The organism is Candidatus Margulisiibacteriota bacterium, from assembly GCA_031268855.1.
In the GTDB taxonomy this organism is placed as follows: domain Bacteria; phylum Margulisbacteria; class Termititenacia; order Termititenacales; family Termititenacaceae; genus Termititenax.
The window spans coordinates 1-12,963 of sequence record JAIRWS010000068.1 but is presented as its reverse complement, the minus strand read 5'-3'; the positions used below and the strand labels follow the sequence as shown (position 1 = coordinate 12,963).

At 51.9% G+C, this 12,963-nt stretch carries 14 protein-coding genes, 1 tRNA gene and 1 riboswitch; of the genes, 3 read left to right on the top strand and 12 right to left on the bottom strand.

From position 1 onward, the window contains the following. The 6 genes from LBJ25_04285 to LBJ25_04260 form a co-directional block, all read right to left on the bottom strand. A complete protein-coding gene (locus LBJ25_04285; GenBank protein ID MDR1453171.1) occupies positions 1 to 1,671 on the bottom strand; it encodes a hypothetical protein in 1,671 nt (556 codons plus the stop codon). Positions 1,672 to 1,673: 2 nt separating this feature from the next. Beyond that, on the bottom strand, positions 1,674 to 1,967 hold the full coding sequence (locus LBJ25_04280; protein MDR1453170.1) for a hypothetical protein: 294 nt from the start codon (positions 1,965 to 1,967) through the stop codon (positions 1,674 to 1,676). A 5-nt stretch (positions 1,968 to 1,972) separates the two neighbouring features. After that, on the bottom strand, positions 1,973 to 2,725 hold the full coding sequence (locus LBJ25_04275; protein MDR1453169.1) for a hypothetical protein: 753 nt from the start codon (positions 2,723 to 2,725) through the stop codon (positions 1,973 to 1,975). 17 nt (positions 2,726 to 2,742) lie between these two features. Further along, a complete protein-coding gene (locus LBJ25_04270) occupies positions 2,743 to 4,245 on the bottom strand; it encodes a hypothetical protein (GenBank protein ID MDR1453168.1) in 1,503 nt (500 codons plus the stop codon). A gap of 12 nt (positions 4,246 to 4,257) precedes the next feature. After that, complete coding sequence (locus LBJ25_04265; GenBank protein ID MDR1453167.1) at positions 4,258 to 4,575, bottom strand: hypothetical protein; 318 nt, start codon at positions 4,573 to 4,575, stop codon at positions 4,258 to 4,260. 145 nt (positions 4,576 to 4,720) lie between these two features. Further along, the gene (locus LBJ25_04260; GenBank protein MDR1453166.1) at positions 4,721 to 4,948 is read right to left on the bottom strand and encodes a hypothetical protein; all 228 of its coding nucleotides are present in this window, start codon (positions 4,946 to 4,948) and stop codon (positions 4,721 to 4,723) included. A gap of 177 nt (positions 4,949 to 5,125) precedes the next feature. Between LBJ25_04260 and LBJ25_04255 the strand changes: the two genes are divergently transcribed. Further along, the gene (locus LBJ25_04255; GenBank protein MDR1453165.1) at positions 5,126 to 5,491 is read left to right on the top strand and encodes a hypothetical protein; all 366 of its coding nucleotides are present in this window, start codon (positions 5,126 to 5,128) and stop codon (positions 5,489 to 5,491) included. 162 nt (positions 5,492 to 5,653) lie between these two features. Here LBJ25_04255 and LBJ25_04250 read toward each other — a convergent pair whose 3' ends face one another. Continuing rightward, positions 5,654 to 5,815 (bottom strand): hypothetical protein, encoded by a 162-nt coding sequence (locus LBJ25_04250; protein ID MDR1453164.1) that lies wholly within the window; start codon positions 5,813 to 5,815, stop codon positions 5,654 to 5,656. 60 nt (positions 5,816 to 5,875) lie between these two features. Then, a complete protein-coding gene (gene trpD, locus LBJ25_04245; protein ID MDR1453163.1) occupies positions 5,876 to 6,952 on the bottom strand; it encodes an anthranilate phosphoribosyltransferase in 1,077 nt (358 codons plus the stop codon). Positions 6,953 to 7,048: 96 nt separating this feature from the next. On the opposite strand from trpD, the gene LBJ25_04240 reads away from it, so the two are divergent. Continuing rightward, positions 7,049 to 8,956 (top strand): aconitate hydratase, encoded by a 1,908-nt coding sequence (locus LBJ25_04240; GenBank protein MDR1453162.1) that lies wholly within the window; start codon positions 7,049 to 7,051, stop codon positions 8,954 to 8,956. Positions 8,957 to 9,022: 66 nt separating this feature from the next. On the opposite strand, the gene LBJ25_04235 is transcribed toward LBJ25_04240, so the two are convergent. Genes LBJ25_04235 through LBJ25_04220 form a run of 4 tightly spaced genes read right to left on the bottom strand, consistent with a single transcriptional unit; the run spans position 9,023 to position 12,096 of the window. Further along, positions 9,023 to 9,475, bottom strand: coding sequence for an energy transducer TonB (locus LBJ25_04235; GenBank protein MDR1453161.1), 453 nt, complete (start codon positions 9,473 to 9,475; stop codon positions 9,023 to 9,025). Further along, positions 9,472 to 9,780 (bottom strand): hypothetical protein, encoded by a 309-nt coding sequence (locus LBJ25_04230; GenBank protein MDR1453160.1) that lies wholly within the window; start codon positions 9,778 to 9,780, stop codon positions 9,472 to 9,474. Before LBJ25_04230 ends, LBJ25_04235 begins: the two co-directional genes overlap by 4 nt. Further along, a complete protein-coding gene (locus LBJ25_04225; protein ID MDR1453159.1) occupies positions 9,773 to 10,114 on the bottom strand; it encodes a MotA/TolQ/ExbB proton channel family protein in 342 nt (113 codons plus the stop codon). The genes LBJ25_04230 and LBJ25_04225 overlap by 8 nt, the downstream gene beginning before the upstream one ends. Continuing rightward, on the bottom strand, positions 10,102 to 12,096 hold the full coding sequence (locus LBJ25_04220) for a TonB-dependent receptor (protein ID MDR1453158.1): 1,995 nt from the start codon (positions 12,094 to 12,096) through the stop codon (positions 10,102 to 10,104). The genes LBJ25_04225 and LBJ25_04220 overlap by 13 nt, the downstream gene beginning before the upstream one ends. Before the next feature lie 14 nt (positions 12,097 to 12,110). Further along, positions 12,111 to 12,266: riboswitch (cobalamin riboswitch) on the bottom strand. A gap of 272 nt (positions 12,267 to 12,538) precedes the next feature. On the opposite strand from LBJ25_04220, the gene LBJ25_04215 reads away from it, so the two are divergent. Further along, positions 12,539 to 12,621, top strand: a tRNA-Tyr gene (locus LBJ25_04215). The last annotated feature ends 342 nt before the right edge of the window (positions 12,622 to 12,963 follow it).

The window sequence follows — 12,963 nt, the reverse complement described above, 5'->3', positions numbered from 1 at the left end:
TCACGCCGCCTTGATTTGAACTCTATCGGTCAATTCATTTTCGGCCAGGGCGCTGTCGTCCTGAATATTGGACTCGGTTTGCAGGCGTTCCATGAGCTGGACCAGTTTTTTCTTTTTGTCGCGTAGCATTGGTGAATCCTTGACCGCCAGCGCCACATTGGTCAGTTTCAGCTCGCGCTTGGACACTTCGTATACCGACTCATTGGCGCGGTCGCGCAGCAGCGTAAATTCGTATTCGGTCAGCTCCATACCCAGCTTTTTGGCATTGCGCATCAGGCCGGTCATTTTCGCGTCGATCAATTGATAGGCCGGGCCGGCCAGACGGTACAAAGTGGCGCGCTCCAGAAAAACTTCCTTAAGCATTTCCATGATTTTCAGGCCAGCGATCAGGCGGGATTCCTCACGCACTTTGTCGTTGATGTCGTTGGAAAAAATCCCCAGTTTGATCATTTTGTTTTTAGTCTTGATAATTTTCAGCGAAGTGTCCAGCGAAGTGCGCCAGTCGTTTTTCAAAGCCGAGCGGATATACAGCGCGCGCAGCCGGTTGATCAAATAATCTTCGGTCTCCTCGGCCGGCGCTTCCACAGCGGTTTCGGAGCCGCCGCCATTGTTTTGATTTTGATTCTGCCGCTGGAGATCGGCCTGAATATTCACGGCGTCCGTGACTGGCCGCTCAAAAACGAATAAGCCGTTATCCTCTTTGGACTTGTACCAGCTCTTCATATATTCGGTCGCGTTGAAGCCGACTTTTTTGCCCAGCTCCAGCAGCCCCTGCAGATCCTTGCGCGCTTCTTTGGGGTCAGCCGAGTCGCTGACCAGACGCTCGGTCATTTTTTGATCGAGCAGATCCTTGAGCGCCAGACGCACTTCACCGGCCGTTTCCTGCGCCGCGCGGTCTACCGAACCCTGCAGGTCAGTATTGAAACCGCCGAAATCCACGCCGCCCAGTTCAGCGTTCTCCTGTATCTCCGCCAGCAGATCGTTGAGGCCGCGCTCGGCCGTGCCCAGCTCGACCACCATATCCATGGAAACCATTTTTTTCAGGAAAGCGTCTTTGATCTGGCCGACCACCGCGCCGCGCAGCGATTGTTTGACGGAGAGTTTTAATTCTAAAAGCTGCGTGTTGTTAAAGCCCTTGTCGGTTTTGAGTTTTTTCTCCAGTTTGTCCAGCTCCTGCGCGGCGGCGGCTGAGCGCGAAGAAATAACCTGGCCGTACAGCCGCGTATAGTGCTCCATCAATTCACGTGTTTCAGAATCCAGCTGATACTGGATTTTTTCCGCGTGCTCCCGATCGCCGCGGCGCAGTTCCAGCTCTTTGTTCAGCGATCGCACATTGTTGCGGCGCGTGATCGACACGCTGTCTTCCTGCGGCTCGTCGCTTTCGCGGATATAGTCCTGCACCCGAAAATGCTTATCTTTTGTTTTAGGCGCGTCGTCAAAAAGTTTACCCAGCGAGGAGCGGGAAAAAGACGCCACAGCGTTGGCCACAATATTGGTGCTGCGTTCCTGCGCGGTTTTGTCCAGCAGCTGCGTCAAGCTCTGCGGCTTGGCCGCTTCCGCGCGCTGCACTTCTTTTTGATAATACTGCAGATCCCGCGTGCGCTGCTCGGCGCGGACTTCCTGCGCCTGACGGGAAGCACTGACCTGTTGTTGTATATCCGGCACAGCCATAATTACACCTGATTCTCCGTTTTATTTCGGCGCGGCAGCAGCGCCGTATTCATTCTTTTGTCTTCCAGCGCTTGCTGCCGCTCGCGCAGTCTCCGCAAATTCAATTCATTGGCGTTGATCCTCATCTCTGTTCTTTTGAGGTAGGATCTCGCTTTTTCCAGCTTGATCTGCAGCTCATGCAGATCGATCTCTTCAGCTTCTTCCGGCGGAGGCGGCGGTTTTAACTCCGGTTTTTTTTGCTCCTCAGTCTCCGGCTGCTCCGCCGCCGCTTCGCCGCCGATCTTGGTTTCGACCATTTATTTTACTCCTCGGTCATAACATAATAATTTAATTCATACTCAATATTTTGCTCTTCCTCTTTAAACTTGGCGTAAATTTCTTTGGCGACCTTGATGCGGATTTCCAAAATTTTTTCTTTCGTATAATAATCCTCGATATTCAGCCGTTTGGCCTGCGTAATAATTTGCTTTTGAATTTCGTCCAGCACGCTGCGCTCGGCTTTCAAACGCGCGCCGGAAGAGCCCCCGATGATCTCCAGCAGCTCGCTGTTGTAAAGATTTTCCTCCATCAGCGCGACATTTTCGGCGACCGTATCGTCGAGGGCTTTTTGCCGCAGCTTGCGCAGCTCATCCGGCGGCACACCTAGCTGCGCCAAAATATAAGCAAAGGCCGCCATTTTTAGACCAGCTAGACGCGACAGCATTAAATTGTGCGAGGAAGTCTGCGCCACCGCTTTCATGTAACTTTCCATGATGTTCTCGATGCGGTCACGTAGCGTGAGTTTTTCGCCCATGATCATTTTGATAGCCATCGGCACCTTGACCGTGCCTTCATGCGTGCGCACCGTTGTAAAAAACGTCTTGGCGGAAAGCCGTGACACATCCAGGTAATAATCATCCTGGCCGGCCTGATCTTTGCTTTTGACCCAGAAGCCTTTTTCCTCGCGCTCGGCCTGCAGCTTTTCCTGAATTTCGCGGAAATGCTCGGTGTTTTTGACGCCCTGGATCTGCTCCTCCAGCGGACGGTTCAGCATATTAACAGTAGAGATGGTCATTTTACGCTACCGCCTCTCTATTTAAAGACTGACGGCTTGCCCCAGACATTTCTCCGGCGCGCTCTATTGACTCTGACGCGCCGTCCTTTGCTGGTACGCGCGGAGTACTGGGTAAGCGCTGTTTTTTGCACCTGTTTGGCGACTTTGGTCTGGTTGACCGCCGCGCTTTTACGCACACGCAAGATCGGCTTTTTGGCTGTGGGCGTATTGACCGGCTTGGCCGTAACGATCTTGGTCGGTTTGGCCGCGGTGGTTATTTTTGGCGCTACGTTAGTAGCTGTTTTAGTAGCTGTTTTAGTAGCTGTTGCTGTTTTTGTAGCTTGCTGCTGCGGTTTGACCGTCTGCGTCTGCTGTTGTTTGACGCCGGTATTTTCTTTGGCCTGCTCGCGGTTTCTGGCGGCAATTTTTTCCTCCAGCGCTTTCTCTTCAGCCTGCGCTTGTTTGGTTTTTTTCTCGCGTTCAAATTCAAGTTTTTCTTCTTCTTCGATCTTTTCGTCGTATTCCTCTTTGGCCCGCTTGTAAGCCGCCTGACGAAAACGATAAGAAATGCGGCCGGCCAGATTGCTGTTGATTATCCGGTCTATTTCTTTTTGCAGAACATCCTGCACTCGCTGTCCCCAGCCCGTATCGCGCGCCGCCGTGTAATTTTGCGCGGCCGTGGGCAGGTCGGCCGGATTAAGCCAGGCTGACCAGATCGCGCTGGCTTCTTGTTTGGCCGCACCGCTCAAAGAAGCGATGTAAGCCTGCACTTTGCTCTGCAGCGTGGTCATAAAACTCTGCGCCTGCGTTTTGTCCGTAGCGCTCTGCAAATGCTCGTCACTGCCACCGAACAACGGCAGCACATGCGAAACAAAAGATTGGCTGGCATCCAGAAAAAATGACAGGAACGCCGCCTTGCCCGGCTCGGCGCCGGTATTCTGCGCGTACCAGGTCTCGAAAGCCGCGAAGCGCGCGCTGTCCGACATGGTCGGCTGGCCAAAAATCTCCGCCAGCGTGGAAGTCACGCGGCTGCGCGATTCCAGCATAGCCGTCAAAACATAAAATGTTTTCTCCGGCGACAATTCGTCGAGGCCGGTCATCATCATATCGTAATAAGAGCGTGTCTCGCTTTTTAAATTGTATTGCACTTTGCCCCACAGCGCCTCGCTGATCAAGCTATTGAGCGGCCCGCTGGCAATAGCATTATCCAGATGTTGAAAATCCGCGGTGTTATCCGCCAGCAGCTGCAGACCAGCCACGCCGTAAGCTCCGGCGTAACCCCGCAGCGAGCCGGTCGCCTGTCCAAACACCGGCGTGCCATCGACCAGCTTGCCGTATTGATTGTAGTCGTCTTCGGTAGCTTCCAGAGCAAAACCTTTGCGCTCGTAGTCCGGCAAAAATTTCAGCATCTCCATTAAGTAATTGGTTTTCTTGTCAAGATTGGCGCTGGAGGCATAAGAATAATCGATCACCGTAGTGTCCGCCTGCATTGGTTTGCGCGGCTTTTGGATAAACGAATAAGACTCCATTATATTTGCCATAACCAAGCCCCCTTAACCTAAAATTTGGCGCAGACTATCTTCGGCGCGGCGGATCTCACTGAGCAGGCTAAAGTTCTGCGTATTTTTTGATTCGATCTCCGACAGCTTGTCATTGATGATCATCGCGCCCAGCGTGGAAGTTTTGTCGATAGTCATGCCGTCGATCGTGATTTCTTTTTCGTCACTGGCGATCTGGGCCATCAGCTCTTCCAGCTCATTGTGCACCATGCGCGCGAAACGCTTGGCGTCCGCTTCTTTGGCCGGCATTCTTTCCCGCGGATTCAGGATCAAAGTATAAACCATTGATGTTGATGTTTCTTCGCTGGCCATTCTACCCACTCCTCTACTAAACTAAGTATCGACACAAGTCCGCCCAAACTTGCATGGAAATTTAGTGATTTATTGCGCTGCCAATGAATACCCCGCTTTAAGAAATATTATACCATATTGACAAAGCTCAAATTGCCAGATTGCGTTAAAGTTTGTCGTTGAGCAGACGGCCAGCCACGGCTTTGATGTCGGCCAGCACCCCTGGATCGCGGATCGCGGCTTCCACCAGCAGCTCGGTGTTCACCGCTTTGGTATTGCTGGCTTTGAGCGAAGCCTCGATCACATCTTTGACAATGCTTTTGGGGCTGTCCCACGACGCCGGATTTAAGCCACTTTGCAGTGATCTCTCAAAACTATTTATATTTAGAGCCATGATCTTCTCCCCTTTCTCCCTTTTGTGTTTATAATATCGTCGCCCGCCAGCCGAAACTTGCATGGCCAAAAGCAAACAGCAGTGGAACCTCTGCAAAAAGCCATATCCGTTTTCGGTACAAAAATAAATGAAACTATTGCGGCAAAATTACGATTTATTTATACAGGGAGCGCGATTATGAAAAAAAGTATTTTGTTGTTTATTATTCTCAGCGCGGCGATCCTGCGCGCCAATACCAAAATCTATCTCGGCGCGGAAAACGACCAGCTGATCTTTGGCATAGACTCGCTGCTCACCCATGTCGACAGCGCGGCCGGACTGGAAATGCGCGTCTACGCCCCCCAGCGCGGTATTGTCGTCAACGGTCAGGAATATGGCGCTAAAACCGGCAAAACGCTCTATATCACCACTATCGGCGGCAAAACCAGTACCGGCGACTTTTTGAAATACCAGTACCGCTGGTCAACGCAGGAAAAAGACTTCCCGACACCGCACGCCGTACAGTTTGGCTACGGTCAGGGCGATAATATTTTGAGTCATTGAAAAAACAACCCCTCAGGCATTGGCCAAATAGCGCGGGTCTATACGCACAAAGCCATTATCATCCTGCAAAGTGCGCGGCATTTCTTTCACTTTAGTTTTTTTGTAGCTGCCGCTGTCGTTGACCTTCCGCATAACCACCAACCCCTTTTTTTTATTTATAAATTAACGGATCAGCCCCGCCAGTTTGTAAAACCTTTCGTTGCTTTCCAGATATTCATAATTCACACTGTCCGCATAATCATCGCGCGTCACCAGCAGTTTACCGCCGTCAAACAAACGATTGACGTTTAACTTGATGCGCATCTGCGCCTCCGCTTTGTTCAAAAAAATTCCCCCTTGTCCCAACTGATAATTACAGGTTTTATGCCAGGTTTTTGGCGTTTATTAGCGGGATTTGCGTTTATTTTTGAGCAGACGCGCCATTTTTTTCTGTTTTTTTGCTAAAGATTGAGCAGCCGCGGCGACTTCTTCCAGTTTTTTACTGGCCAGACCATTGTGCAAAGTTTCTTTAGCTTTTTGAAAACCGGACCGGAGATCTTTGGCCAGACCGGCGGCCACCAGCGCGGCGGCGGCATTCAAAGCGACCACATCCGCGCGCGGTGAATCCTCGCGGCCGGCCAAAATAACCCGGCAAATCTGCGCGCTGTCCGCCGCGCTGTTGCAATGCAGCGTGGAAACGGACGCGGACGGCAGACCGAAACGTTCCGGCGTAAAAATATAAGTGCTGATGAGATCTTTGCGCAATTCGGAAATGCGCGTGTTGGCGGCGATCGAAATTTCGTCGAGCCCTTCCACACCGTGAAAAATAAAAGCGCGCTGGACGCCCTGCGCCCGCACGACGCTGGCCAGCAACGTGGTCAGCTGTTCATTGAAAACACCGCTGCTCTGCCCTTGCAAACGTAGCGGATTGATCAGCGGAAAAAGCGTATTCGTCAAATTGAGCACAGCGATCTGCCTGCTGACGCGCGTCAACTGCTCCAGGCGCGGGTGAAAAAGCGGCAGGTACAAAAAAGTCAGTCCAGTTTTAGCCAGCAATTTGAGGATTTTTTCCGGCGCCATTTCTATATTAACGCCGAGTTTGTCCAGCACTTGCCGCGAACTGCAGCCGTAGCCCGGATCGGCATAAACCTGCTTGGCTACCCGCGCGCCGGCCGCCGCCGCTACAAAAGCCGCCAGCGTGGAAATATTAAAAGTGTCCTGCAGCCCACCGCCAGTGCCGCAGGTGTCGATCAACCCGGCGGCCGGCGCTTTGACCTTGACCGCCTGCCGGCGCACAACCTGCGCAAAACCCAGCAGCTCGGTCAGGTCCTCGCCTTTCAAACGCAGCGCGATCAAGAACGCGCCCAGTTCGGCATCGGAACATTTGCCGGAAAGAATATACTCCATGATTTCCACCGCGTCTTTTTGCGGAAAAGTATTTTTGTCGATCAATTTTTGAATAACATTGGCCAGACTGCGCATGTGTATATTATAACAAAACTATTATACAATTGTCCGCATGAAAAACCTGCACCGCGCGCGGATACGCTCAACACTGGGGTTCTGCCGGAGCCGCGCATGGGCCTGACTGTCGCGGAAAAAATAATTGCCAAACATCTGGCGGTAGGTGAATTGCGGCGCGGCGCGCCCATCGCTATCCGTATTGACCAGACGCTCACGCAGGACGCGACCGGCACCCTGGCTTATCTGCAGTTTGAGGCCATGAACATACCGCAGGTCAAAACCGAGTTGTCCGTAAGTTATGTTGATCACAATACTTTGCAAAACGATTTTATGAATATGGACGATCACCGTTACCTGCAAACCGTCGCGGCCAAATACGGCGTCAAATTTTCACGGCCGGGCAATGGCATCTGTCATCAGGTGCATCTGGAGCGTTTCGGCAAACCCGGGACTACGCTGCTCGGCTCGGATTCGCACACGCCGACGGGCGGCGGACTCGGCCAGATCGCTATCGGCGCGGGCGGGCTGGATGTGGCCTGCGCTATGGCCGGACAGCCTTTTTACTTAACCATGCCGCAAATTATTAGAGTGCGCTTAACCGGCCGGCTGCAGCCTTTCGTCGCGGCCAAAGATATTATTCTGGAAGTCCTGCGGCGGCTGACCGTCAAAGGCGGCGTAGGCAAGATCATCGAATACGACGGCGACGGTGTAAAAACTCTTTCCGTGCCGGAACGCGCCACGATCGCCAATATGGGCGCGGAGCTGGGCGCGACAACCAGCGTTTTTCCGTCCGATGCCGCAACCCGACAATTTTTGCAGGCGCAAAGCCGCGGGGCGGATTGGCAGGAGATCACGGCTGACGCCGACGCGGTGTATGACGCGGAGATAACTATTGACCTGAACGCGCTAGAGCCGCTCGTCGCCTGTCCGCACATGCCGGACATCGTGAAAAAAGTCGCGGAATTAGCGGACTTAAAGGTCGATCAAGCGCTCATCGGTTCCTGCACCAACTCGTCCTACAAAGACCTGCTGACCGTCGCGCATATGCTCCAGGGGCGGAAAATCGCCGCGGATATTTCTCTGGGCGTGGCGCCCGGCTCTAAGCAGGTACTGGAAATGATAGCGGCCAACGGCGCGCTGGCCGCTATCGTCGCCGCCGGAGCGCGCCTCCTGGAATCCGCCTGCGGTTTTTGCATCGGCATGGGTCAGGCGCCCAGCAGTGGCGGCGTGTCCGTGCGCACCAATAACCGCAATTTTCAGGGACGCTCCGGCACTAAGGACGCTGGCATTTATCTGGTCTCGCCGGAAACCGCCGCCGCGACCGCGCTGACCGGCAGATTGACCGATCCGCGGACACTGAAGATACCACCGCTGAACTTCACGCCGCCGGAGCAATTTAAAATTGACGACAGCATGACGCTGGAACCCAATCCCCGCGCGGAAATTATCCGCGGCCCGAATATCAAGCCCTGCCCCAAACGCGGGCCGTTGACCGCTGACCTGTCCGGCGAAATTCTGCTCAAAGCCGGCGACAATATTACGACCGACGACATTATGCCCGCCGGCAGCAAAGTACTGCCCCTGCGCAGCAATGTGCCGGCCATCGCTAATTTTGTCTTTTCCGGACTCGATCCGGATTTTGCTAAACGCGCTCTGGCAAAAAAAGGCGGCTTTATCGTCGGCGGGGAAAATTACGGGCAGGGCTCTTCGCGCGAGCATGCCGCGCTGGCGCCGATGTATCTGGGTGTCCAGGCAGTCCTCGCCAAATCTTTCGCGCGTATTCACAAAGCCAATCTGATCAATTTCGGCATCCTGCCGCTGACTTTTGCCAGGCCGGCGGATTATGACCAGCTGGCGCAAGGCGCGGAGTTAAAGATCACCAACATTACCGCTTTATTAAAAGAAAATAAAAATCTCACCGCCGAGAGCAACGGTCAGAAAATTGACCTAAATTATGACCTATCCGCGCGGGACCAAGCGATCCTCAGCGCGGGCGGGATGCTGAATTTCGTCAGAAATTAAATGCGCTTCCGCTTTAACAAGCGCGGATAGCCCGCCGCTTTGGGGAAAATGTCAACTACATTAGGACTATCGATCCAGCACAAACCTGACCGGAAATCTGACCTGTATATTTCTGTTCAGACTGCTAAACCGCCAGGCCGCCGCTGTATTCAGCGCCGCTTCGTCTAAAATTTTATGACCGGAGGATTTTTCTAAAAACACTCTGTCTATGGCGCCGTTCTTATTGATATACAGGAGCAGGGTCGTTTCGCCCTGCCAGCGGCGGAGCAGAGCCAGCGGCGGGTAACGCGGCGGGAAATTTTGCGGGTCGGCATAAACAGCTAATTCTTCCACACCGACGATCGCATAACCAGCGTCCGTCTGTTCAACGGAAAACAAGCCGGCCGGCATTACGGGCTGAGCGGAGCCGCTCTGTCCGGCGCCAAAATAAAAATTATTGAAAGCCAGCCTGCCAGTCAAGTTCAGCGGCAATAAAACCAAAAGATGCAGAAACAGCGAGAGCAAAAAATAGCGTATCATAAAGCAAAATTTACTTTGGCAATATTTTTTTCCTGCAGCCGCCGGAGAACCGTGTCCACGCGGCCAAAAGGCACATCCGCGGCGGCCTTGATCAGCACCGGCAGATCATCGATACTGTCCAGACCGTCGATTTTCTCTTGAGTTATGGTGATGGTGTGATATTTTTCCAGCCGCGTGCCCTGACCGGATAGTCCGGCCGCTAGATTGCCGGACTGTAGCAGCGCCGCGCAGACAAAAAACAGCAGCAGTAAAAAGATCGTGTCCAGCAGCGGCACCAGGTCAATATGCGGAGGATTTTTACGCATGGTCGGCCTTGTGGGAAAAATAATTATAAAAAACCAGATCGGTCAGGGCGATCAACAATCCCGCCGCCGTCGTTTGCAAAGCGATCGCTATGCCGCCCGCGATAGACTGCATATCGCCGGACAGCGCATAGCCGCCAAAAGCCTGTTGAATACCCACCACCGTGCCCAGTATGCCCAGAAGCGGCGCGGCGGAAATACAGGTGGACAGCAGGTAGAGATGCTGCTCGGCTTCTCCGGCGGTAAATTTTTTATGCGTCCAGAAAAAGACCAGCCGCTCTAAAATGACCGCCAGAGAAAGCGTCGAGCAAAAACCCAATAAAACTAAAATGACCATTGCGCTCCTATGGCCGCCGAACGCAGGTCGGCGGGGGTGTAGACTAAATCCGTTCCAGAGGTAGCAGAATTAAACCAAACCAGCGATTTAGTGTTATAGATATTATTAAACAGATCGTGCACGGATAAATAAATATTCAGGTTGTCGCCTGCTTGGTAATCCACGCGCGCGTCGACAAAAGTATAAGCTGGCAATAAGTTCCATTCATTAAAAAGGTCATCGCCAGCATACTGCGCGTCCACAAAATTTTGCGCCAGATAAATTCGATACTGGCCGAAAGTATACGCCGTGCCCAGACTATATACCTGCTCCGGCGTCTGCGGCAGAGCGTAACCATCCAAATCAAACCAGTCAAATGCAGTCCAATCAAAATATTCTGCTTCCACAAAACGCGCCTTCACATAATTATAATTAGCAAACACCTGCCAGTTTGAATCAAGATTCTGTTCGATGTTCAGATTAAAACCATCGCGTCTGGTCTGTTGGGCATTTTGATTAATTGTATTATAAGAAATATCTGTAACGCTAATAATCTCATCCTCAACAAGCGTCTGGAAAACATTCCAGTTAAAATTAGTATACGCATTTTGCCAGCGCAGGCCAGCGGTCTGTGTTTTAGCCAGCTCTGCAGTCAGGTTTTCATTAGAGCCCCACGAGCCGAATAAATAAGAAAACCCCGGTGCTTTGAAGGCCTCACCATAACTGTAATAGACCTGCCAGTCCGGAATAAAATCCCAGCCCAGCTCGCCGTTGTGCGCGCGTTTGGAAAATTTTTTGGTCTTACGTTCAGCAGATTTATTAAAATTATCCGTCTGCACATAATCCACGCTGTCCTCGCGCGCGCCATAACGCCAGTACGCAGCGCCCCAGCGGTCGAAGTATTGAATGTACGGCGCGTACTCGCCTTTAGTCGCAGAAATATCAGAGACTTTTTCATTCAGCGGGTATTGAATATAACTATTCGCGTCATATCCGTAATCCCTAGAACGAATGTTCGACAAACGATAATCATAACCAACAGTTAATTTGTTTTTATAGGTCAGTTGTCCTAAATAACTGTGTCTGTTTTCAGCGGCACGGACAATAGTATTGTTCCCCCCCCTGCCTAAAGTATTAAATTTTACTTTCCTATTGCGCGCGCCGAGATTAAGCACATAAGCCCAATCTGTTCCCAGACTGCCCAGATATTCCAGATTGGTCTGATCGGTATCTATATCTCTGCTGTCCGGCGCAATAGCCTGACGGCGATTGTCGAGAATTTCTGCTGCGGTTAATTGGTCAGGGTAATTGGCCTGCGCATCCGCCAGTTTGTAATACAAATTTAATTCCGAGCTGTCGTCAAACCAGCCAAGTTTACCGGAGAGCCGCTGGTCACGGTAAGCGGAATGTTTGCGCTGGCCGGTAGCCGCCAGATTATCAAAATTCAAACTATAATAAAAATTATCCGCAAAGGTATCGGCCAGCGTAAAACCCTGTCGGCCGTAGCCGTCCGTGCCTATCTCGGCCAGCACGGATTTTCGCGGTGATTTATTGGTAACAATATTCAGCACGCCGGCAAAAGCGCCGGAGCCGTACTGCGCGGAAGCCGCGCCGGGCAGCGCTTCTATTCTCTCAATATCGGACACTGGAATATTTGTCCAGTAAACTACATTGTCGTCAGCTTCATTGACTTTGACACCATCGACGATAACCACGACTTCCTCGCCTTTGCTGAAGCCATTCCAGTTGAGCGTCCAGTCGATCGGACTACCCGTAGCGTTACTGTATTTGGCGATGCCGTATTTTTGCAGAACATCCGGCACGGTCAGCGCGCCGGCCGCCTGAATGTCCGCCGAAGTAATGATCTGCGCGGCGCCGTAATAACCAGTTTGCAGTGAGCCGTCGTACAGTCTTTTGCCAACCACCGTGATGCCTGAAGCTTCATAAACCTGAGAGAACGCATAACCGAGAATAAAGAAACAAAATACCAAAATTTTTTTCATGGTTTTCCTCCGCGGGAGATATTGGCTAAATTAAGTATTCTGACTTGCCGGTTTAGGCGAAATAATTTTAGTTTATCTCGCGGACCAAGCTCACAGCTGCGGGACAGCGCCGGATTTACACCGATTAACACACCCTGCTGACGCAGGGGGTTAACGCGCCTGCATTAGCAGGCACGGCTTTCCTTAAAATAGCGGACAAATGTTAGCATGCTTTGACAGGCCTCACAATATGTTCTGCCGGCCTGTTTCTGATTGCCAGTTTAACTAATCAGGAGTAAACCGACAGATTAATTAGTGTCTGCTTTTTCGGGGAAAGTTCGGTTTCAGCAAAACGGCGCATAGGTCAGATTGCGCCAGAGTTTTATGGCTCCCAGTTCTTTGTATAACATTTTGCTCCCTTGTAAAAGTTCCTGTATAATTCACTCCGACATTGTCATATCATGGACAGGTGCCGGAGTGGCTAATCGGGGCAGACTGTAAATCTGCTGGCGCAAGTCTACGAAGGTTCGAATCCTTCCCTGTCCACTCGAACTTCACAAGCCAGCGAAGCTGGCGACGTGAAGTGAGAGCCCGCCGCTGGCTCGGTTAGCCAGCGACACTTCCTCGGCGGCTTGAAGCCGCTCTCGGTCGCAAGCGCACGAAGTGCGCGAAGTGACAAGGTCGGAGAAGTTACAGACGATATAAATGCAGCCACTTATGAAGTCCAACGAAACTTACAAGCCAGCGAAGCTGGCGACGTGAAGTGAAAGGCAGTGTTGTTTATGCCAATACATTTTCATGATAAACTTGATTGTCTTTTGCGCCTGTAGCTCAGTGGATAGAGCGTCAGCCTCCGGAGCTGGATGTCGCACGTTCGACTCGTGTCAG